This is a genomic window from candidate division KSB1 bacterium (assembly GCA_024655945.1).
GTDB lineage: Bacteria > Zhuqueibacterota > Zhuqueibacteria > JANLFK01 > Oleimicrobiaceae > Oleimicrobium.
In genome coordinates, this window is sequence record JANLFK010000005.1 from 127556 (window position 1) to 148856 (window position 21301).

Genomic DNA, 21301 nt, shown 5'->3' on the forward strand with positions numbered 1-21301 from the left:
GCTTTCACCTCCCCACGCCCTCACTGGCGGGTCACCGAGTAGATGAAGGTCCATGTCAATTCCAGGTATTCTTCAGGAAAGCCCTCGGGCAGGGGTTTGAAGGGCGCGGCATTCCTTACCGCCAGCACGCTGGTCTCCTTCAATGAAGGGTGTCCGGTGTAGCCGAGCACCTCCAGGTTGGTCATCTGCCCGTCAGGCAACACCCGGAAGCGCAACACGGTCTCGCCGCTGATAATGCCCAGCCGGGTGAAGGCGGGAGGCGGATAGATGTTTTGCCGAATCTTGCGCTTCATCTCCAGCACATACGGGGCGAACTCCCAGGCGTACGTGTTCAACGTCACTCCGCCAAGTTCTTCTGCGCTAAAGGTGACCTGGCGGTAGGTAGCGTCGTCGCTGCCGAACAACCCGGCCGGGTTGCTTCCACCAGGGTGCCCGGCAAGGGCTTCCGGGCTAAAACGCTCTCGTCGCACTCGTTCCGATGCCTCTTCGGCCACAGCAACACCTGGCTCTGAAGTCCTCTCTGCCGCTGCAGGTCGCGAGGACTCGTTTGCAGACTGCGGTTGCGGGCGCAACTCAGGTCCCGTCCCCGCCAAGAAACCGCCGCTGAAGGTGCGATAGGGCGACTGCCCCTCGGAATACGCCTCTGCCACCGGCTTGTCGTCGGCAGTGTACAGGTCACGCGCACGTGTGCGCTTGTCGGAGAGCAGATGGGTCTTCGCACTGGGCAGTTCATTCTGCGCATCGCTGGGCGTTTCTACCAGCTCGAACTCCAGACGCTTCTCCGGCTCCTTTGCCTCGGCGGCGGCCTGGCGCGGCTGGATGATTGCCGGCAGGTGGAGCTGCCGTGCCTCGCCCCACAAGGAAAGAAAGAGAAGGTGGGCGATCAGCGAAGCCACCACCGCCAGGACAAACGAATCCTGGCGCAGGCCCACTCTCTGGCTCAACGGGGACATCGCTTCAGACCACAAACGTCATCATATCTTCGGCCACCACGATCTCGCCCGCAAACTGCTTCCGACATGGGCTCAGGATGTCGGTCTGGTCGCACGGCGGGTAAAGGTGCGTGAGTACCAACTTCTTGCAGCCTGCCTCCTGGGCGATGCGTCCGGCTAGAGTTGGGGTCAGATGGCCATCGACCTTCTGCTCATCGGGCGTGGAGCACTCGAGGATGGCCAAATCCGCGTCGCGACAGAGCTCCACCACTGCCGGGCAGTAGTCCGTGTCGCCGGAGATAGCCACTGCCCGTCCCTGCACCTGCACCCGCAGGCCCAGTGCCACACTGCCGTGGCGCACGGCCATGGTGCTCAATTGCCAGCCGGCGAAGTGGCGTGTTTCGTTGCCAAGTTCGTGCACGGCGAGCTGAAAGGAGAGCTCCTGCAGCCATGGCTGGTGCGCAGCGCGCAAACGATTGACCAAAGCCGTGGTCCCCTTGGGGCCGAGAACCTCAAGCCCCCAGCCTGGAGGCAATTCACGGGTGTTGTGCAGAGCAAAGAGCCATGCCGCCAAGTCGGCGATGTGGTCGAGGTGGAAATGAGTCAGGAACAGCAGATGCGGCCCACGGTAGTCGATGCCGGCCTCGCTCAGGCGCCGCAGGGTGCCGGCACCGCAATCTACCAGCATGAGCTCCTCCTGCACCCTGACCACGACGGCGGGCGCCGAGCGCCGCCACTGCGGGATGCACGTGCCCGAGCCAAGAATGGTGACTTGCATGCCCTCAGCCGCGATCCTCGTTCCTCCTGGTTTCTTCGGCGAGCCAACGGAGGTAGCTTTCCGCCCCGCGGCTCACTGGCAGGGCAAGGATCTCTGGCACCTGATAGCTGTGGAGCTGCCGCACCTTGGCGGCAACTGCATCAAACAGGGCTGCCCGCGTCTTGATGATGAGCAGGGCCTCCTGGTCTGTGCACAGCTCCCCCTGCCAGCGGTAGCACGAGCCGACATTGGGGACCACCGACACGCAGGCGGCCAGGCGTTCGCCGACCAACGCCTGCGCGATGCGCTCCGCCTCTTCGACCGTGGCGGCAGTGACAAAAACGACCAGGTACTCGCTGGCCGCTTCATCGCCCTCATGCTGAGGGTTCCCTTTGCGCTCCTTTTCTACCAACTGCCTGCTCCGGCCTCTTTCATCAAGAACGTGGCGCACCCGCTCAACGGAGCAGGTCTTGCCTCCCCTTTTCGCGCAGGACCTGCTTGTAAATGTCGCTGGACAGGGAAAAAACGGCCTCAATCTCCCCCAAGGCACGCACAGGGCCGGCTGCCCTGATCTGGCGGGCCATGATGGCGGCCAGGGGCTTCACCTTCTCTGACCAGAGTCGATGGGCCGCATCGCCCGTCATCCAGAACTTGATATCGGCCGGCGCATCGCAAGGTCCACACACCACCTCCCAGTGTGCCCCGTCTACCTGCACGGTGATTTGTGCCTCTGGGTCGCGGAAGAAAAAGCGCAGCGACTTGTTCAGGCCGACCAGCTTCCTGCCCAGCTCAGTCTCCTGCAAAGAGCGACGGAAAACAGTGCCCAGGATGTCACAGAGCTCTTCAGCAGAAGAAAAGGTCTTCCCCATGGCCTATGTCTCCTCGACTTGCCGGCGACGCGCCGCTCCTGCACCTCCGGCCAGCTCTCGTGCACGAAGAACCCCGCCGGCGCGCGCAGCTCAGTTCCGCCCCAATCGTTCCCTGATGACGCGCTCGAAGCGCGGCTTGTAAATCAGGTCGTAGGTCGCTTCCTTGTCCGGGAAGAGGCGCAGCACGCTCTGCTTGACGGCCCTTGTCAAAGCTAAGGCTTCAGTCAGCGACATGGGCTCCTGTTGGAGCACGGCCATCGCCAGATCGACGACTGTTCGCACCCAACGGAGCCGCCTATTCTCCTCACGAATCTCCTGTTCGCTTGGCACTCTTCTTCTCCAAGGAAGCGGCGATCCACCCTTTCGCGTTCACGATATGTGACCCCTCCCAGTAGAGCCGGCCGCACGCCGGACAGCGCCAGAATGAGCGCTGCTGCTGGCGCACGTACTCTGCAAGCTCGTGCTCCACCTCGCGGGGGTCCACTGGCTCGACCTCTCTGTTGCACAACGTGCAGATGGTAAACAGCCTCTGCTCCGTGTCCAGACCGAGGGTCTCCACCACTTGCCGAAATTGTTCGCGGGGATTCTGGCTCTCAATAAACAGCCCGGCGTTGGGCCCGAGCGACTCGGCCAAGGCGCGGTCGCGGGTGAGCACCATGCGTCGCTCGCGGGTGGCCTTTGCCCGCAGCTCGGCGTCCGTCCAGGCCGTGCCGTACTCGGTATCGTAGCCGATGATGCGCAGCCACTTGGCCAGCTTCCCCAACATGACATCAACGGCGAATTTCATCTCCTGGCTCGCTGGGAGCACCCATCCGTAAAAATAGCATACATCCGGCAAAAAGTCAAGCTGTTTGTTGGCAAAGGCCAGCTGCTCTGTGTCTTGCAGCTGGCCGGGCGCCGCCCCTGTGAGCTGGGGCGGAACCATCGCCAACTTGGGGCGTTCAAAGGGCAGTGTGAATTCCGCGCGGAACGAATGCGATGAGGCCCTTGCTACGCCCTCTGCTTGTTGCCCTTGCTCTTCATCTGCTCGCGGCCCTGATTCTGCTGGCCGTGCGCCTGCCCTCAGAGAAGCCCGGCGAACTGCCCGAGGTGACGCTTCTGCCGACGCCCTTGCAGGAGGGAAAGCCACCTGCGGTGCGACGCCCGGTGCAAGTGACCCTGCGCCTGCCCGCATCCCCAGTCACGGCCCGGGAGGCCTTGCCTGCAGCCCGGGACACCCTGCGCCAAGCTTCCGCAGTAGGCCCCAGACCGGCGGAGGTATTGCGCGCCGCCACTGACAGTCTGCGCCTCCAGGCAGCACGCCGCTGGGCCCTCTTTCACCGACCCCTGCCAGACTCTTTGTTTGCCCCTACGGCCGCCGAGGCCCTGGCGGAGCGGCTTGCCCGCTATGGGCCGCCAGTGGGCGACACACGCCTCCTCCCGCCACGCGACCGGGCCGGCGAGGAACTGTACCGGCGCGCCACTGGCCATGGTGGCCTGACCGACTTGGGAGCTCTGTTGCGCAAGGTGGGCGTCGGCCGCGCGCCGTCAAGCCAAGCCCCGACGCGCATCAGCAGGGAGCCAACATTTCAGGAGCTGCACGTCCTCAAAGAACTGTGGAGCGCAAAGAGCCTCATGGCTCCGGAGCTGTACCGCCAGCTCGATCCGGCCATTGCACCCAGCGCGGAGAGCCTGAACCAACTCCTCGATGAGATGACCGAACGCGGCCTGCTGCGCCGCCGTCTTGTGTCTCCCCAGGATGTGCTCACCGTCACCACACCTTTCGGGAGCATGGAGGTGGAGCGGAATCAGCTCAATCTGCGCAATCGAGTGTATCGATATTGGCCGGCGGTCGGCCGCGAGGAGCTCCTGCACTACCTGCAGGGTGCTCTCTTGCGCGAAGAGGCGAGCGACTCCTCAGAGCACGCCCGTCGGCTCGCGGAGAAATTGCGCCTCCTGGTCGTCCAAGAATAACGCTCGCTCACAGCCAGCCCTGTGCCTTGTACCAGGCCAGGGTCTGCTTGACGCCCTCCTCTATGCTCACTTTCGGCACGAAGCCCAGGTCGGCTTTGGTCCGTGAGTTATCGCAGACCCAGTATCGCTCGCGCATCTCCCGCGCTTTCTCCCGGCTAATGAGCGCAGGCCTGCCCATCAGCCGTGCAACAGCTTCCGAGATGGCAGCCACCGGCCCCAGTAGCGCCTCGGGCACATGCAGCTTGAGGCACTTATGCCCCATGGTCGCCGCGATGATGTCCGCAAAACCCTCCCAGTCCACCGGCTGGTCGTTGCACACGAAGTAGGTGTTGCCCGGCGCCTTTGCGCTGGTGGCGGCCAGCAGCAGGCCGCTGACCAGGTCATCTACATGCACGATGCTCAACAGGCGGGGACCTCGTCCCAGCAGCGGACAGACCCGGTGTGCCACATAGCGAAAGAGCACCAGCACGTCGCGGTCGCGCGGCCCGTAGACCACGGGCGGCCGGACGATCACCGCCTCCCCCTCTGCCGCGTACTCCCTCACCAAGAGCTCTGCCTGCAATTTGCTTTCGCCATAGGCGGTGAGCGGTGTGGGCTGGTCCAGCTCGCTCTTGGCGCGGGTGCCGTCGCTGGGGCCGGCCGCCGCCTGACTGGAGACAAAAACCACCCGGAGGCAGCCAGCTGCCCGGCACGCATCGAGAAGGGTTGCAGTGCCCTGCGTGTTTGCCGCAAAGAATCCCTCGCGGGAGGCTGCCTTCGTCGCCCCGGCCAGATGGAAAACCACCTGCATCCCTCCCAGAGCTGGTTCAAGCGAAAAAGCGTCCGCCAGGCTGCCCTGCACCAGCTCGATGTCCAGACCGTGCAACCAACGAAGATTGCTGCTCGCCCGCACAAGGCAGCGCACCTGGTGGCCCTGCTGCACCAGCCCCTCTACCAAGTGGCTGCCGATAAAGCCGTTTGCGCCTGTTACCAGTGTCTTCACCTGTCCACTCCTTTTGTCACGCATGCAGTTGCAAGAAATTGTACGGAAAACACAGGAGAAATGCAATCTGCTTTTTTGTGGGCATTCGCCCCCCAGCTCGCCCCACTGTTCGTCTCCGCATTCCCGGGGCAGCACAGGCCCGGAAGCCGTATCCCGGAAGGAGCGGGGGTTTGCACGCCAAGCTCCCCGCTGTTGGATGAGCTGCGAGGAGCAGCACGCGCACCGTTCTGAAGCCGCCATCATAGCGCTGGCAAGGCTGGCCCGCGTGCTCGGTTGCCGCCAATGGCTTTTTTCTTGACATTTGTCTAATTGTTCCGTATATTAGACCAGAGAAATGTGCCGAGCATCTTGGGGGCGCTCATGAGCGTCTTTGTCCTCAACTGCAAGGAGGTTGAACGTGGACCTGTTCGACAAGTGTAAGAGCTTCACCCGCGCCAGGGAGGCCGTGGCCGCCGGCTACTATCCCTACTTCCAGCCCATCGAGTCAGGGGCAGCCAACGAGGTGGTCATCAGGGGCAAGAAAGTCATCATGATTGGCTCCAACAACTACATGGGCCTGACCCAGGACCCGCGCGTCAAAGAGGCGGCTATCCAGGCGGTGAGAAAGTACGGTTCTGGCTGCACCGGCTCGCGCTACCTCAACGGCACGCTCGACATCCACGTGGAGTTGGAGGAGCGTCTGGCGGCGTTCATGAAGCGCGAAGCTGCCCTGGTGTTCTCCACCGGTATGCAGACAAATCTCGGCACCATTTCGGCCATCGCCGGCAAGGATGACCTCATCTTTGGCGACCGCGATAACCATGCCTCCATTGTGGACGCCTGTCGCCTTTCTTTCGCCAAGCTCATCAAGTTTCGCCACAACGACATGAACCACCTGCAGCGCCTGTTGGAGCGCTCTAAGGACCATGCCGGCGGCAAGCTCATCGTGGTCGACGGCGTGTTTAGCATGGGCGGCGACATTGTGAATCTGCCCCGGCTGGTGGAGCTGGCCCGCGCCTATGGAGCGCGCGTCATGGTGGATGACGCCCACTCCACCGGCGTGCTGGGCGCCAACGGCAGGGGCACCGGCGAGCACTTCGGCCTAGAGGACAAGGTGGACATCGTCATGTCCACCTTCAGCAAGTCCTTCGCCTCCATCGGCGGCTTCATCGCCGCAGACGAGGAGGTGATCCACTACATCAAACACATTGCGCGCTCGTTCATCTTCTCGGCAAGCCCTCCCCCCGCGGCGGTGGCCACGGTGCTGGCCTGCCTGGACATCATCATCAAGGAACCGGAGCGGCGCGAAAAACTGTGGGCCAATGTGCGCAAGATGAAGAAGGGATTCCAGGAACTGGGCTTCAACACCGGCAATAGCGAAACGCCCATCATCCCCATCATCATCGGCGACGACATGAAGACCTTCCTCCTGTGGAAACGCCTCTTTGAAGACGGTGTGTTCACCAATCCGGTGGTCAGTCCGGCGGTGCCGCCTGGCATGTCCTTGCTCCGCACCAGCTACATGGCCACGCACACCGACGAGGAGCTGGACATTGTCCTGGAAAAATTCAAGGTGCACGGCAAGGCTCTGGGCATCACTTGAAAGGGAGACACTATGTCTGCAACGGCATCGCTGGTGGTCCGTCCTGTTCGCACCCGGCGCGACCTGAACCGTTTCGTGAAATTGCCATGGCAGATCTACCGCGGCAACCCCTCCTGGGTGCCGCCCCTGATTGCCGACGTCAAGAAGATGCTGGACCGTGAGAAGAACCCATTCTTCCAGCACTCCCAGGCGGAGTACTACCTGGCCGAGCGCGACGGCCAGACGGTGGGGCGTATTGCCGCCATCGTGAACGACAACCACAATCAGTTCCACCACGAAAAGACCGGCTTTTTTGGCTTTTTTGAGTGCGTGAACGACCAGCAGGTGGCCGATGCGCTGTTCGGCGCGGCCGCCTCCTGGCTGCGCGGCAAGGGGATGGAGGTCATGCGCGGGCCCATGAACCCCAGCAGCAACGATACCATCGGCCTGCTCCTCGACGCCTATGACCTGCCGCCGGTGATCATGATGACCTACAACCCGCCCTACTACGTCGACCTGGTGAACCGCTACGGGATGACCAAGGCCATGGACGTGTACGCCTACTGGATGGACGCCAGCCAGCCGCTCCCGGAGAAGTTGATTACGGTCACGGAAAAGGTGCAGAAGAAGGAAGGGCTAACCTTCCGCAGCATTGACATGAAGGACTTTTGGGCGGAGGTGGATCGCATCCACCAGATTTACAACAAGGCCTGGAGCTACAACTGGGGCTTTGTGCCCATGACCACCGAGGAGTTCCACCACCTGGCCAAGGACCTGAAGACCGTGGTCGACCCTGACTTGGCCTTCATTGCCGAGATGCACGGTCAACCGGTGGGCTTTTGTCTGACGCTGCCGGACTTTAATCAGGCGCTGCACAAGATCAACGGGCGGCTGTTCCCGTTCGGCCTTTTCAAGCTCCTCTACTACGCTAAGAAGATCGACCGGGCGCGGGTCATCACCATGGGCGTGATTCGCGAATACCAGAAACGCGGCATCGACGGTCTGTTCTACCTGGAGACCTATCGCCGCGCGGTCGCCAAGGGGTACAAAGGGGGAGAGTTCTCCTGGGTGCTGGAAAACAACGTCATGATGCGGCGAACCGCAGAAATGATGGGCGGCAGGATCTACAAGACCTACCGGATCTACGACTACAAGCTGTGAGTCGTCTGCCTATTCGAGCCAGTAGAGCATACGCCCGCAGTTCTCGCAGGTGATGACTTCGGCGTCCTCCCGCCCGCGAGCCGCCAGCGAAGTGGGCAGGCGCATGAAGCAACCCAGGCAGGTATCGTCCTTCACCGGCACGATAGCGCGTTTGTAACGAGCTTTGAGCCGCTCATAGGTTGCGTAAAGCGGCTTTCCTATTTTCTCCCTGAGCTCCTCGCGGGCTTTTTCCAACTTGTCAAGGGAGGGCGTCTCAAAACCCAGTTGCCTGACGTCCTCCACCTCGCGGATCATCATATCCAGGTCCTGCAAGGCGACCAGGAGTTCCAACTGCTTCTTGACCATCACTCTTCTCCCTTGATGACGGCAACAAATTCTGCAAAGCTTCCCGCCGCCAGCAGACGTTTGCGATTCTTGCTCTCGTTGACCAGCTCCACCAGTCTGCCCAAGGCCGGCAGGTAGCGGCTGTTCAACTCTTGCGGCGGGGCCAGCACCATGAAGAACAGTTGGGCCGGCTTGCCGTCGATGGAGTCAAAGTCGATGGGCTGTGCGCTTCTGCCAAAGGCAATGCTGACGTCGGGCACGGCGGTGGAACGCCCATGGGGGATGGCCACCCCCTTGCCGATGCCGGTGCTGCCCAAACTCTCGCGCTTGTGCAGCATCTCAAGAACAATGGCACGATTCCTGATCAACCCCTCCCGCACGAAGGTATCCACCAGTTCTTCGAGGACCTCCTCCTTGTTCTTCGCCCGCATCGGCACTATGAAACGCTCCCCAGAGAAGAGCCGAGCCAGTTCTTCACGCGTCATTCGCTAACCTCCTCGGATGGGGACAGCTGCAGGGGTTGGTCGTCCTGACGCTCCGCCTCGATGACCCGGCGCACCGCCGGCACGATAAAGACCTGGTCGAGCGCAAGGCGGCTCAACTCGCGGGCGATGATGCGGATCTTCTTGCGGGTTGGCAGTGCTGCATTGGCGATGAGCAGGCGCTGGTCGTCAACCCGGCACAGACCGCCGTCAAAGTCGCCCTTCTCGTAGCGCAGCTGGATGCCCAGTTGCGCTACTACCTCCTCCAGGGAATGCAGCAAGTCCTGATCCTTCACGGTTCTACAGATACCGGTCAAAATTGCGGCGACGCATGGCGTCGACCAACTGCTTGACCTCTTGGGAACGCTGCCGTGGACAGATGAGCAGCGCATCCTCGGTGTCAACTACGACAAGGTCGTTGACCCCCAGCAGGGCCACCAGCTTGTGAGGCGCCCACACGTAGCAGCCACGCGCCTCGTAGCTGGCCAATTCCCCTTCGCTGACGTTGTCCTCTTTGTCACGCCGCCCCAGCTTGTAGACCTCCTCCCAACTGCCCACATCGCTCCAGCCAAAGTCGCCCTTGAGCACCACGATGTTGTCAGCCCTTTCCATGACGCCGTAGTCGATGGAGATGCTGCGCGTCTGCCGGTAGACGCGCTCGATGACCTTCCGCTCCGTCTTGTTGCCAATGTGGCGATCGATCTCGCACAGCCCCTCGTAAAGCTCCGGCAGCTTGCTCTCGATCTCGGCAAGGATGCGGCTCACCTTCCAGACAAAGATGCCGCTGTTCCACAAGAAATCGCCGCTGGCGAGGAACTGCTGCGCGTATTCCAAAGAGGGCTTTTCGGCAAAGGTCTTGACGGCATAGCACGACACCCCGGCCAGCCTCTGCAGTTCAGTGGTCTCGTGCTGGATATACCCGTACCCGGTGGCCGGATAGGTGGGCTGAATGCCGATGGTCACCAGGCAATCGCGGGTGCGGGCGATGATTTCTGCCGCCTTCAGGATCTTGCGGAACGCCCGCTCGCGTACCACCACATGGTCGGCAGGCATAGCCACCATCACGGCCTCAGGGTCTATGCGGCGCAGATAGAGGGCACCCAACCCGATGCACGGGGCGGTATCCTTTCCGCGCGGCTCGGCAATGATTTGCTGCGGCGCCAGTTCCGGGAGTTGCTGCGCCAGGATCTCGCGCTGTGCCTCCAGGCAGATGACGAAGGTCTTGTCGCAGGGCACCAGGCCGGAAAGCCGCGCTATGGTATCCTGGATCAGCGAGCGCTGCCCGACGATGTTCAACACCTGTTTGGGTCGGCGCACGCGACTGCGCGGCCAGAAGCGGGTGCCTACGCCACCGGCCATGATGAGAGCAAACATGCAGTCACGCCTCCTGGAGCAAGATGAGAGCCATCTTCGCTCAGGCACAAAAAAACCACGGCGCCCGCCCTGCGCCTACACAGGGCCGCCGTGGTGGTCAGTCACGGTTCGCTAGAGCTCATCGATGTGAGACGGACGCCTCGCCTACCAACGGCTGCTGTCATTCTCGGATCAAACGACTCGTGTGTACCGCGCCATTGGCATACTCTGGACACCACTGCTCGCCACAAGCTTGCGGGCCTCAAAGGAGCTGTTCGATCCTGTCCACTATCCGCTGCTTGGAAATGGAGCCCGCAAGTTGGCCGGCTACTTTGCCATTCTTGAAGAAGAGCACGGTGGGGATCATCGCCACGCCAAAGCGGCTGGCCAGCCTGTTATTCTTCGTGACGTCCACATTCCCCACCTTCACCCTGCCGTCATACTCGTTGGCCACCTCGGCGATGACCTGTGCCACCGTGCGACACGGGGCACACCATTGCGCAGAAAAGTCCACCACCACCACCCCAGGGGCGGACGTCACCTGCTCGCCAAAATTCGCCTCGCTCAACTCCAGTGGCTGTCCCATGCACGTGCTCCTCCTCTCTCCCACGAAAGCGGCATGCTAAAATATCACTCCCAGGCAAAAATAGCAAGCACTTTTTTCCGTCACCCACTCTTTTGTGGGAGGTTCAATACCAGCAGGCGTGGCTCGGTCATCTCCTCGATGGCGTACTTCAGCCCCTCGCGGCCAAAGCCGGAGTCCTTGACGCCGCCGTAGGGCATGTGGTCGATGCGGAACGTCGGGTAGTCGTTGACCACCAGTCCGCCGACCACGATCTCGTCGTGCGCCTGCAGGATGAGCCGGATATCGTTGGTGAAGATGGCCGCCTGCAGACCAAAGCGGGACTCGTTCACTGCGGCCACCGCTTCGTCGAAGGTGTCATACGGGTCGACGGTGACAATTGGCGCAAAGACCTCTTCGCTGCGCACCTTCATGTCGGGTCTGGTGTTGGTCAGCACGGTGGGCTCCAGCATCGCCCCGTCGCCCTCGCCGCCGGCCAGAAGCTGCGCACCAGCCGCCAGCGCCTCTCGGATCCACTGCTGGGCGGTGATGGCCGCCTGCTCGGTGATCATCGGCCCGCACACCGTGTCAGGGTCCGCCGGGTCGCCGACCATGGTCTTGCGCGTGGCCTCCAAGAGCCGCTCGGTGAAGGCGTCGAAGACGCGCCGCTGCACGAAGATGCGCTGCACGGCGATGCACACTTGTCCCGCGTAGGCGAAGCCTCCGAGGGCGAGGCGCGCCGCGGCAAAGTCCAGATCCGCTTCCTCGTGCACGATGGCGGCGGCGTTGCCGCCAAGCTCCAAGGTGACCTTCTTCTTGCCTGCCAAGCTCTTTAGCCGCCAGCCAACTTCGGCACTCCCCGTGAAGGTGAGCATCGCCACCCCAGGGTCGGTGGCTAACATCTCCCCCACCTGGGCTGGACAAGGCACGACATTGAACACCCCGGGCGGCGCGCCAGCGGCGGTGACAATCTCGCCCAACTTTATGGCAGTCACGGGCGTGAACGAAGACGGCTTGAGCACCATGGTGTTGCCGGAAGCTAAGCATGGTGCCAGCTTGTGGCAGACCAGATTCAGCGGGAAGTTGAACGGCGAGATGGCGCCGATTACGCCGATGGGGTAACGACGCGTGTAGCCAAAATGCCCCTTGGCGGTTGGCAGAAGATCAAGGGGGATCACTTCCCCAGCGATGCCCTTTGCTTCCTCGGCAGCCACGGTGAAGGTGTAGATGGCCCTATCCACTTCCCCTTGGGCAAAGCGTATGGGCTTGCCCGCCTCCGCGACGATGGTTTCGGCAAGCTCCTTGGCTCTCTTGCGCAGGTTGGCCACGATCCCCTGGAGCAGGGCAACTCGCTCATAGGGTGGCATGCGGCGCATGGTGTCAAAAGCGCGTCGCGCCGCAGCAATAGCGGCAGAAAGGTCAGCGGGTGAACCGCGCGCCACCGCCGCTACCCGCTGGCCAGAAAACGGGTTGGTCACGGCAAAGGTGTCCTTCCCTTCCCACCATTCGCCGTCGATCAGCATCCGGTAGCGTTTGGCCATGGTCATCCTCCCTCATGCCAGGTGCATAGCCGACGCAGGTACGCGCTACTTTACGACACCGCAGGGTAATTGTCAACTGTTTTTTTTCTCTGAAAAGAGAGAGGCCGCCGGTTGAGCAGCGGCCTCCCGAGGTGCACTTTCCTTGCGCGGCGTGTGGCGCCGACTATTCCACCACCACTGCGGTGCCGTACGCGAGAATCTCTGCCGCCGCCGACATGACCAACGAGGTGCTGAACCGAACACCTACCACCGCGTTGGCCCCCAGTGCCTTGGCCTGCTCAATCATGCGGTCCACGGCCTGCTCGCGGGCCTCCGACAACAACTTGGTGTAGTCGACGACCTCACCACCCACCACGTTGCGCAGCGCCGCCATAAAGTCGTGGCCGATGTGGCGGGCGCGAATGGTGTTGCCGCGCACCAATCCCAGGTAACGGACTACCTTCTTGCCAGCAATGCTCTCCGTTGTGGCGACATACATATGTCTTCCTCCCTCACCTTAGCGTACAAAGCGGTAGCGGTCGCGCTTCCAGAAGTACAGTCGCTCGCGAAGCAGCGAGAGCAGAAGCAACACGAACCCCGCGATGGCGGCCAGGATAGCCACCTTCAGGGATATCGCCAGCGATGGGTCGCGAATCAGACTCTCCACCGCCTTGAATCCCGCGAAGATGAGCAGCGCGGCAGCGCTCACCGCCAGCAGCACCGCGCCGAGGCGGCGCTCGATGCGGTTGTACACCCGCGACCAGTACTCCTGCCAGATCCTGCTCTCCGGTTCCATAAGCGTCACTCCTTCTGTCACCTCTTTCAGTTGCCTGAACCCCTCCAGCTCCTTGGCACAGGCATAGCACCTTGCCAGGTGGCGCTCGAGGTCTCTCTTCTGCGCCTCTTCGATCTCCCCGTCGAGAAGGGCCATCATCAGCGGCCTGGCCTCCTCACACTTCATGCAGATCACCTCCTTGCTCCCGCTCCAACAGCGCCCTGAGCGCACGCCGCGCGTGGTAACACCGTGACATCACCGTGCCCAGCGGCAAGAAAAGGAGCGCCGCCATCTCCGCGTACGACAGCTGCTGGAAGTGGCGCAAGACGATGATCTCGCGGTATTTGTCAGGAAGGCGACCAATTGCTCGCCACACGCGTTGCGCCGTCTCGTTGCGCTCTACGATCACTTCCGGGTCATAGTCCTGTTCTATGGGCAGGTCTACTGCGTCGTTCTCCGCTTCCTCCAGTGCCTGCAGGCGCTGTGCCCGCCGGGCGCGCAGGTGGTTGAAGCAGAGGTTGCGCAACAGCTGATAGAACCAGGGCAAAAACGGCCTCTCTGGGTCAAACAGTCCGATGTGCTGGTAAGCCCTGATGAAGGCCTCTTGCGACAAGTCCAGAGCGTCGTCATGGCAACGCACCAGGCCCAGGGCCACAGAGTAGGCCAGGCGCTGGTAGCGTTCCACCAGCACCTTGAACGCCCGGGCATCGCCCCGTTGACAGCGCACCACCGCCTCATGTTCCAGCCGGCGCGACTCGGATAGAGCTGTGTCCGTGGCCACTTCCATCGCTCACCAAATATACGCCAGGCACCTGCCATTTATTCAGCCGGTGCAATATACGTCAGTTGCGGGCAAATCGCAAGAACGATTTTCCTTTCTTGTTGACAAAGCGCTTTTTTCTTCCTATATTTCCACCGCCATTTGTGGCTAGCAAGCGGAGAGTTGATGACCGACCCACGCATCGAGAAGCTGGCACAGATCCTGGTAACCTACTCAACCCGCCTGCGCCGAAGGGATAAGGTGCTCATCGAAGCCGTAGACGTGCCCGCTGTGGCTGTGGTCGCCATTGCCCGTCGCGCGGCCAAAGCAGGCGCCCAACCATTTATCCCCACCAAACAGAACGCCATTTTGCGCGAGATGTACGCATTGGCCACCGCGGAGAGCATGCGCCTTATGGGGCAAATGGAGGCGATGCTCATGCGGGAGATGAACGCCTACATCGCCCTGCGCGGCAGTCACAATGTGGCCGAGCTGTCCGACGTGCCGGCGGAGAAAATGCAGCTGTACCAGGCCCACTGGTGGAAGCCCGTGCATCTGGAGATCCGCGTGCCGAAGACCAGATGGGTGGTGTTGCGCTGGCCACATCCGGCAATGGCACAACTGGCGCACGTGTCCACAGAGGCATTTACTGAGTTCTTCTTCCGGGTATGCACGCTCGACTACCGTCGCCTGTCGCGCGCCATGGAGCCGCTGCGCGAGCGGATGGAACAGACCGACATGGTGGAGATCAAAGGCCCTGGCACAGCACTCCGCTTTTGCATAAAGGGGATGCCGGCGGTCAAGTGCGACGGCCGGCGCAACCTCCCTGACGGCGAACTATTCACCGCACCGCTGCGCGAGTCCGTGGAGGGCACCATCCGCTTCACCACGCCGTCCATGCTCCAGGGCACCCTTTTTCAGGACGTGAGGCTCCGCTTCCGCAGGGGCAAAATCGTCCAGGCTACGGCCGATAAGCCAGAGCGACTGAACCAGATTCTCGATAGCGACGCGGGTGCGCGCTACCTGGGCGCGTTCTCCTTCGGCCTCAATCCTTACATCACCCGCCCCATGCTGGACACCCTCTTTGACGAAACGATCGCCGGCTCCTTCCACCTCACCCCAGGCTCAGCCTACGAAGAGGCAGACAACGGCAACCGTTCGCAGGTGCATTGGGACATGGTGATGATGCAAACGCCAGAATGCGGCGGCGGCGAAATCTACTTCGACGGCACGTTGATCCGCAAGGATGGGCTCTTCGTGCCTGCGGACCTGCAGCCTTTGAACCCGCCACACTTGCGCCGTTAGCCGAACACGTAGCAGACAAGCCATGAGGAGTCGACGCACACAAGCGACGCCACACGGACCCCACAGGGGTGAGGCATTTCTGGTGGGCATCATTGCTGTGACACTTTGCTCGTTGCCTAGTCCTGCGGCGAGGGACAGTCAAGCCGTGCAGAAGCTCAGAGAGCAAATCGCAGCGACCGAGCGAAGCTTGGGCGGCACCTTCAGCATCGCCTGGAAGGAGCTGGACGCGGGCGAGACTTTCCTGCACAACGCGCACGTGGTGATGCACGCCGCCAGCCTCATGAAAGTGCCGGTCATGATCGAGGTCTTTCGTCAGGCGGAGCAAGGACGTTTCCGGCTCGATGACTCCCTCCTCGTGCGCAACCGCTTTCGCAGCATCGTCGACGGCTCGACCTACTCCTTGCGCGCGGCGGCCGAAAGCGACAGTTCCGTCTATGCATACCTCGGCCGCAAGATGAGCATCCGCGACTTGGTGTACCACATGATCACGGTCAGCTCCAATCTTGCGGCGAATCTGCTCCTCGAGCTGGTGGGGCCGGACAATGTCACCGCCACGGCAGGCGCCTTGGGTGCCTCTCACACTTGCGTGCGCCGCGGCCTGGAGGACCTGAAGGCCCATCGGAGGGGGATCAACAACGAGACCTGTGCTTTTGACATGCTCCTGCTCTTGGAAGCCATCGCTACCGGCAAGGCTGCAAGCAAACCGGCCTGCGCACAGATGATGGACATCATGTTGCAGCAGAAGCTCAGAACCAAGATACCTGCCCTGTTGCCGGACAGTCTCAAGGTGGCGCACAAGACCGGCTCGATTGCGCGCATTGACCATGACGCCGCCATCGTCGTCGCGCCCAGCGGCAGGCGCTGCGTGCTGGTAGTTATGAGCAGAGGGATTGCCGACCACAAGCAGGCGGCGCAAGGGATCGCCGCTCTATCCCGCGCCATTTTGCAGACGATGCAGTTCATCTAAATGTGGAGGTCTGTATGTTGGAGGAGTTCCGCAACCAGCAGTACACCGACTTTTCTTTGCCAGAGAATCGCAAGGCGCAGGAAGAGGCACTCGCGGCGGTGGAGCGCATGGCCGGCCGCCAGTATCCGTTGTTCATCGACGGTAAGGAGGTAACTACCGCCAAGGTGAAGCCGTCGTTCAACCCATCTGACAAGGACCGGCAGGTGGGAGCATTTTGCCAGGCGGGCCACAGAGAGGTGGACATGGCCATGGAAGCAGCGTTGCGCGCGTTCGAGTCCTGGCGGTGGGTGGAACCACAGGAGCGCGCCATCGTGCTGCTGAAGGCTGCCGAGCTCATGAAGCGCCGCCGCTTCGAGCTGAACGCCTGGATGATTCTCGAGGCAGGCAAAAACTGGGTGGAGGCGGATGCCGATACGGCAGAGGCCATCGACTTCTTGGAGTTCTACGCCCGGGAGATGCTCCGCTACGGCGCCACGCAGCCTGTGACGCCGGTCAAGGGCGAATTTCCGCAATTGGTGTACATCCCCTTGGGGGTCGGAGTGGTGATTCCGCCTTGGAATTTCCCCAACGCCATCCTCACCGGCATGACCTCCGCCGCCCTCGTCACCGGTAACAGCGTGCTCCTCAAACCGGCCAGCGACACACCGGGCATCGCCTACCAGGTGGTGGACATCTTTCGCCAGGCAGGACTGCCGCCCGGGGTACTCAACTTCATCCCCGGCAGTGGCGCGGAGATCGGCGATTACCTGGTGCAGCACCCAAAGACCCGTTTCATCTCCTTCACCGGCTCCATGGAGGTGGGCTTGCGCATCAACCAGCTGGCGTCTACTCCAAGCCCTGGCCAAATCTGGATCAAGCGGGTGGTGGCCGAAATGGGCGGCAAGGACACTATCGTGGTGGACACCGATACGGACCTGGAGGCGGCAGCGGACGCAGTGACGGTCTCCGCCTTTGGCTATCAGGGGCAAAAGTGCTCGGCGTGCTCGCGCTGCGTCGTCGTGGCCGACGTTTACGAGCGATTCGTGGAGTTGCTGAAAACGCGCGCGGAGAAGCTCACCATCGGGCCGACCAAAGATCCGGCCAACTACCTCGGGCCGGTCATTAACAAGGCTTCGGAAGAGAAGATCCTCGAATATATCGAGATCGGCAAAAAGGAAGGAAAGTTGGTCACCGGCGGCAGCAAGGCGCCAGGCAATGGTTACTTCATCAGGCCGACGATCTTCAAGGACATTCAGCCGGGGGCGCGGCTGGATCAGGAGGAGATTTTCGGCCCGGTGCTTGCTGTGCTCAAGGCCAGGGATTTCACACACGCCCTCGATCTGGCCAACAGCACGATCTACGGCCTGACCGGCGCTGTCTGGACGCGCGACCGCTTCAAGATGGCTGAGGCCAAGCGCCGCTTCCACGTGGGCAACCTGTACATCAACCGCAAGTGCACCGGCGCGCTGGTGGGCGGACATCCGTTCGGTGGCTTTAATATGAGCGGTACCGACTCCAAGGCGGGCGGGCGGGACTACCTGCTGCTCTTCTTGCAGGCCAAGTCCATCTCCGAAAAGCTCGGTTGAAGGTCCTTGGGGAAGCGAAAGTGAGGCTGGGCCATTGCGTGCACTGGTGATCCACGGGCCAGGACGGGCAAGCGTCGAGCAGGTGGCGCTGCCCGCGCCTGGCCCGCACGACGTGCTCGTTCGTGTCAAGGCGTGCGGCTTGTGCGGCACGGACGTCCACCTCTACCGGGGCGAGTACCTCGGCTCCTACCCTCTGACGCCAGGCCATGAAGCCAGCGGGGAGGTGGCAGGCATTGGCGCCGAGGTCACTGGCTTTGCCCTCGGCGACCGCGTGGCGTTGGAGCCCAACATCTCGTGTGGGAGCTGCCGCTTCTGCCTGACCAACCAGCAGAACTTTTGCCAACATTGGTCGGCGGTGGGCGTCACCCGGCCGGGAGCCATGGCCGAGTACGTGGTGGCTCCTGCGGCGAACTGCTTCGCCATCGGTGAGCTGAGCTATGAGGCGGCTGCCTTCATGGAACCCCTCTCTTGTGTCTTGCATGGCCTGGAACAGGTGGGCGTCGCGCCGGGCGACCGCGTGCTCCTGTTTGGTGCCGGACCCATTGGGTTGCTCCTGATTCAGGCGCTGCTCAGCCTGGGCGCGAGCGAGGTGACCGTAGTCGAGCGCACACCGCGACGGCGCGAGGTGGCCGCGCAATTGGGAGCCTCTGCCTTGCCGGCGGTCACCAAGCAACTGGCCGAACGAGCTGCTGCGGACGAATTCGACCTGGTCGTCGAGGCAACCGGTGACCCCGGCCTGGTGGGCGAGACGCTCCGCCTGGCGCGCAAGGGAGGGCGCGTGCTCCTGTTCGGCGTACCTCCGGCCAGCAGCACGGTGCTCATCGAGCCCTTTCTGCTTTTCCGCAAAGGGTTGCACGTGGTCGGCTCCTACACTTCGCGCCGCAACTCGATAGCAGCGCTCCGCCTCTTGCAGGCCGGCCGCATTCGCACCCAGGAACTCGTCACCCATCGCCTCCCCCTGGAAAAGTTCACCGAGGCGGTGACTCTTTTGGACAATCCGGAGCACGTGCTCAAGGTCATGTTTCTGCCCGAAACTTGACCGCCCCTGGACGGCAAGCGCGGGGCTTGACAGGGAGCACGCGAAATGACAGACAGGACTCATGCGATGAACTCGAGCCTACAGAAGCTATCGCGCGTAGAGGAAATCGCCCTCCGCGAGAGTGGCTATGAGCTGTGCTATCCCCCCACGGAAAAGATCGGCGTCATCGTCGTGCCGAACTTTCCGAGCCTGGGACGGGTAGTGGCGCTGCGCTTTTTGGAATGGGTGCAGGCCAACCCAGGTGGCGTCGTGTCGCTGCCCACGGGCAAGACCCCCGAGTACTTCATCAAGCATGTGACGCGCTACTTGAGCACCTGGACCCGGCCGGAGACGCAGAAGGAGTTAGAGGCTGGTGGCGTCGACCCCGCCAAGAAGCCGGAAATGGCCAGTCTGCACCTTGTGCAAATCGACGAGTTCTACCCCATCAATCCGACGCAGCACAATAGCTTCTTCTACTACGTCAACAGGTTCTACATGGGCCAGTTCGGCTTCGATTCGCAGAAGGCGCTGCTCATCAATTGCGCCGCCATCGGCCTGCCCCAGGGCGTCGACCTGGACGACGTGTGGCCAGATGGCCAAGTTGACCTGTCGCTGCGTTATCGCCACCCGCAGACACACCTGGAGCGTCTGCAGCAGCGGGTGCTCATCGCCGTCGACCAGTGGTGCAGCGAGTACGAGGACCGCATCCGCGCCTTGGGGGGCATCGGCTTCTTCCTGGGCGGCATTGGTCCGGATGGCCACATCGCCTTCAACGTGCGCGGCTCCGACCACCACAGCACCACACGCCTGACGCCCACCAACTACGAGACACAAGCAGCAGCGGCCACCGACTTGGGCGGTATCGAGGTGGCGCGCAAGCGCTTGGCGCTGACCATTGGGCTGGCCACCATCACCCACAATCCTGAGTGCACTGCCATCATCATGGCCGCAGGCGAAGCCAAGGCGCGCGTGGTGCGCGACGCCGTCTGCCAGGAGCCGCACGTGCACTTTCCGGCCACTGCGCTACACACGCTGCCCAACGCCCGTTTCATCGTCACCCAGGGGGCAGCCTCCCTCCTCCCGGAGCGCACCTTCCAGGCCTTTGTCAAAGCGCCAGAGGTATCGCCGGAGACAGTGGCGCGCGTGGTCATAGACCTGGCGCTGGCTCGCCGCAAGCGCGTGGCCGATCTGACGCCGGCGGACTTTGCCGCGGACCGCTTCGGTGCCGCCTTGCTCAGTCGTTTGGGAAGCACCGCCGAGGCGGTGACCGAGCGCGTCCAGCAGGAGCTGCTGGCCAAGTTGGAAAATGGCCTGACCCCGCGCAGCCACACCGTCTTCTTGCACACGGCGCCGCACCACGACGACATCATGCTCGGCTACTTCCCCTTTGTGGTGCGCGCGATCAGGGACGCCTCCAACTCCCACACCTTCACCTACATGACCTCCGGCTTCACTGCAGTCACCAACTCCTATGCCTTGAGCACGGTGGAAAACCTCCGTGCCTTCCTGCGCAAGCCCGATTTCCGCGCCCTGGTTGGGCATGGCTACTTCCGCCCCACGGACATTCAGGCGCGCAACCGCGACGTATGGCAGTACTTGGACGGGGTGGCCGCTGACCGCCCGGTGATGAAACAGGAGGGTGAAGCGCGCCGCTTTCTGCGCAATATGATCGAGGTTTTCGAGGAGGAGGACCCGGAAAACCTCGAACACCGCCTCGATGAACTGGCCAACTATTTCCGCACGCAGTACGCCGGCAAGCGCGACCTGCCGTACATTCAGCAACTCAAGGGGATGATTCGCGAGTGGGAAGCAGACTGCCTGTGGGGTTACTTGGGATTCGACACCAGCTCGGTGGTGCACCTACGCCTTGGCTTCTACAAGGGGCAGATTTTCACCGAAGAACCGACCTTAGAGCGCGACGTGCCGCCCATCCTGCGCCTGCTGCATCGGGTCAAGCCGCAGGTAGTGACCGTGGCACTTGACCCGGAGGCCAGTGGACCGGACACGCACTACAAGGTCCTCCAGGCGGTGGCGGAGGCCTTGCGGCGTTACCAGGCTCAGACCGGCCGCTCGGACATCGAGGTCATCGGCTATCGCAACGTCTGGTACCGTTTCCACCCGGCGGAGGCGAACGTCTACGTGCCGGTTTCCTTGAACATGTTCGCCTTGCTGCAAAGCGCCTTCAGCAACGCCTTCGTGTCGCAAAAGTCGGCCTCCTTCCCCAGCCACGAGTACGCCGGCCCCTTCTCCGGCCTGGCGCAGCAGATTCAGGTCGAGCAGTACCAGATGCTCAAGATCTGCCTTGGCCGCCGCTTCTTCAACGACCATCCCAGCCCGCTGACCCGCGGCACGCGCGGCTTTGTCTTCTTGAAACGGATGACCCTTGAGGAGTTCTACAGCCAGGCGCGCGAGCTCAAGCGCACCACCGAGGAGGAGATAGCGCCCTGAGCGGAGC

General features: G+C 62.3%; 24 protein-coding genes. 8 read left to right on the forward strand and 16 right to left on the reverse strand.

What is annotated here, in order from left to right:
* Window positions 1-20 precede the first annotated feature (20 nt).
* The 6 genes from NUW13_08370 to NUW13_08395 all read right to left on the reverse strand — a co-directional run bounded on the left by NUW13_08370 (window position 21) and on the right by NUW13_08395 (window position 3345).
* Window positions 21-953 (reverse strand): energy transducer TonB, encoded by a 933-nt coding sequence (locus NUW13_08370; GenBank protein MCR4439040.1) that lies wholly within the window; start codon window positions 951-953, stop codon window positions 21-23.
* Window positions 954-957: 4 nt separating this feature from the next.
* Window positions 958-1710 carry an MBL fold metallo-hydrolase gene (locus tag NUW13_08375; protein ID MCR4439041.1) on the reverse strand — a complete coding sequence of 251 codons (753 nt, stop codon included), beginning with the start codon at window positions 1708-1710 and terminating at the stop codon, window positions 958-960.
* 4 nt (window positions 1711-1714) lie between these two features.
* Window positions 1715-2101, reverse strand: a complete 387-nt coding sequence (locus NUW13_08380) for a divalent-cation tolerance protein CutA (GenBank protein ID MCR4439042.1) — start codon at window positions 2099-2101, stop codon at window positions 1715-1717.
* 43 nt (window positions 2102-2144) lie between these two features.
* The gene (locus NUW13_08385) at window positions 2145-2558 is read right to left on the reverse strand and encodes an SCP2 sterol-binding domain-containing protein (GenBank protein MCR4439043.1); all 414 of its coding nucleotides are present in this window, start codon (window positions 2556-2558) and stop codon (window positions 2145-2147) included.
* A 90-nt stretch (window positions 2559-2648) separates the two neighbouring features.
* Window positions 2649-2888, reverse strand: a complete 240-nt coding sequence (locus tag NUW13_08390; GenBank protein MCR4439044.1) for a hypothetical protein — start codon at window positions 2886-2888, stop codon at window positions 2649-2651.
* Window positions 2863-3345, reverse strand: a complete 483-nt coding sequence (locus tag NUW13_08395) for a Mut7-C RNAse domain-containing protein (GenBank protein ID MCR4439045.1) — start codon at window positions 3343-3345, stop codon at window positions 2863-2865. Before NUW13_08395 ends, NUW13_08390 begins: the two co-directional genes overlap by 26 nt.
* A 191-nt stretch (window positions 3346-3536) precedes the next feature.
* On the opposite strand from NUW13_08395, the gene NUW13_08400 reads away from it, so the two are divergent.
* Window positions 3537-4511, forward strand: coding sequence for a hypothetical protein (locus NUW13_08400; protein MCR4439046.1), 975 nt, complete (start codon window positions 3537-3539; stop codon window positions 4509-4511).
* A gap of 7 nt (window positions 4512-4518) precedes the next feature.
* On the opposite strand, the gene NUW13_08405 is transcribed toward NUW13_08400, so the two are convergent.
* Window positions 4519-5493, reverse strand: coding sequence for an NAD-dependent epimerase/dehydratase family protein (locus NUW13_08405; protein ID MCR4439047.1), 975 nt, complete (start codon window positions 5491-5493; stop codon window positions 4519-4521).
* Window positions 5494-5890: 397 nt separating this feature from the next.
* Here NUW13_08405 and NUW13_08410 point away from each other — a divergent pair, with 397 nt between their 5' ends.
* Window positions 5891-7075 (forward strand): aminotransferase class I/II-fold pyridoxal phosphate-dependent enzyme, encoded by a 1185-nt coding sequence (locus NUW13_08410; GenBank protein ID MCR4439048.1) that lies wholly within the window; start codon window positions 5891-5893, stop codon window positions 7073-7075.
* A 12-nt stretch (window positions 7076-7087) separates the two neighbouring features.
* On the forward strand, window positions 7088-8215 hold the full coding sequence (locus NUW13_08415; GenBank protein MCR4439049.1) for an N-acetyltransferase: 1128 nt from the start codon (window positions 7088-7090) through the stop codon (window positions 8213-8215).
* A 9-nt stretch (window positions 8216-8224) separates the two neighbouring features.
* Here NUW13_08415 and NUW13_08420 read toward each other — a convergent pair whose 3' ends face one another.
* From NUW13_08420 to NUW13_08460, 9 genes are all read right to left on the reverse strand, one after another.
* Window positions 8225-8560 carry a C4-type zinc ribbon domain-containing protein gene (locus NUW13_08420; GenBank protein ID MCR4439050.1) on the reverse strand — a complete coding sequence of 112 codons (336 nt, stop codon included), beginning with the start codon at window positions 8558-8560 and terminating at the stop codon, window positions 8225-8227.
* Window positions 8560-9024 (reverse strand): PTS sugar transporter subunit IIA, encoded by a 465-nt coding sequence (locus NUW13_08425; GenBank protein ID MCR4439051.1) that lies wholly within the window; start codon window positions 9022-9024, stop codon window positions 8560-8562. Before NUW13_08425 ends, NUW13_08420 begins: the two co-directional genes overlap by 1 nt.
* Window positions 9021-9317 (reverse strand): hypothetical protein, encoded by a 297-nt coding sequence (locus tag NUW13_08430; protein ID MCR4439052.1) that lies wholly within the window; start codon window positions 9315-9317, stop codon window positions 9021-9023. Before NUW13_08430 ends, NUW13_08425 begins: the two co-directional genes overlap by 4 nt.
* Window positions 9318-9321: 4 nt before the next feature.
* A complete protein-coding gene (locus NUW13_08435) occupies window positions 9322-10395 on the reverse strand; it encodes a mannose-1-phosphate guanylyltransferase (protein ID MCR4439053.1) in 1074 nt (357 codons plus the stop codon).
* A gap of 241 nt (window positions 10396-10636) precedes the next feature.
* Complete coding sequence (locus tag NUW13_08440; GenBank protein ID MCR4439054.1) at window positions 10637-10960, reverse strand: thioredoxin family protein; 324 nt, start codon at window positions 10958-10960, stop codon at window positions 10637-10639.
* An 80-nt stretch (window positions 10961-11040) separates the two neighbouring features.
* Window positions 11041-12477 carry an aldehyde dehydrogenase family protein gene (locus NUW13_08445; protein ID MCR4439055.1) on the reverse strand — a complete coding sequence of 479 codons (1437 nt, stop codon included), beginning with the start codon at window positions 12475-12477 and terminating at the stop codon, window positions 11041-11043.
* 163 nt (window positions 12478-12640) lie between these two features.
* Window positions 12641-12955, reverse strand: coding sequence for a YbjQ family protein (locus tag NUW13_08450; GenBank protein MCR4439056.1), 315 nt, complete (start codon window positions 12953-12955; stop codon window positions 12641-12643).
* Between the two features lie 18 nt (window positions 12956-12973).
* The gene (locus tag NUW13_08455; GenBank protein ID MCR4439057.1) at window positions 12974-13417 is read right to left on the reverse strand and encodes a zf-HC2 domain-containing protein; all 444 of its coding nucleotides are present in this window, start codon (window positions 13415-13417) and stop codon (window positions 12974-12976) included.
* Window positions 13407-14018 (reverse strand): sigma-70 family RNA polymerase sigma factor, encoded by a 612-nt coding sequence (locus NUW13_08460; GenBank protein MCR4439058.1) that lies wholly within the window; start codon window positions 14016-14018, stop codon window positions 13407-13409. The genes NUW13_08455 and NUW13_08460 overlap by 11 nt, the downstream gene beginning before the upstream one ends.
* 159 nt (window positions 14019-14177) lie before the next feature.
* Between NUW13_08460 and NUW13_08465 the strand changes: the two genes are divergently transcribed.
* The 5 genes from NUW13_08465 (at window position 14178) to NUW13_08485 (ending at window position 21294) form a co-directional block, all read left to right on the forward strand.
* A complete protein-coding gene (locus NUW13_08465) occupies window positions 14178-15296 on the forward strand; it encodes an aminopeptidase (GenBank protein ID MCR4439059.1) in 1119 nt (372 codons plus the stop codon).
* 145 nt (window positions 15297-15441) lie between these two features.
* A complete protein-coding gene (locus NUW13_08470; protein MCR4439060.1) occupies window positions 15442-16263 on the forward strand; it encodes a class A beta-lactamase-related serine hydrolase in 822 nt (273 codons plus the stop codon).
* Between the two features lie 14 nt (window positions 16264-16277).
* Window positions 16278-17828 carry an L-glutamate gamma-semialdehyde dehydrogenase gene (gene pruA, locus NUW13_08475; GenBank protein ID MCR4439061.1) on the forward strand — a complete coding sequence of 517 codons (1551 nt, stop codon included), beginning with the start codon at window positions 16278-16280 and terminating at the stop codon, window positions 17826-17828.
* 34 nt (window positions 17829-17862) lie between these two features.
* On the forward strand, window positions 17863-18867 hold the full coding sequence (locus NUW13_08480; protein ID MCR4439062.1) for a zinc-dependent alcohol dehydrogenase family protein: 1005 nt from the start codon (window positions 17863-17865) through the stop codon (window positions 18865-18867).
* 45 nt (window positions 18868-18912) lie between these two features.
* Window positions 18913-21294 carry a glucosamine-6-phosphate deaminase gene (locus tag NUW13_08485; protein MCR4439063.1) on the forward strand — a complete coding sequence of 794 codons (2382 nt, stop codon included), beginning with the start codon at window positions 18913-18915 and terminating at the stop codon, window positions 21292-21294.
* Window positions 21295-21301 lie beyond the last annotated feature (7 nt).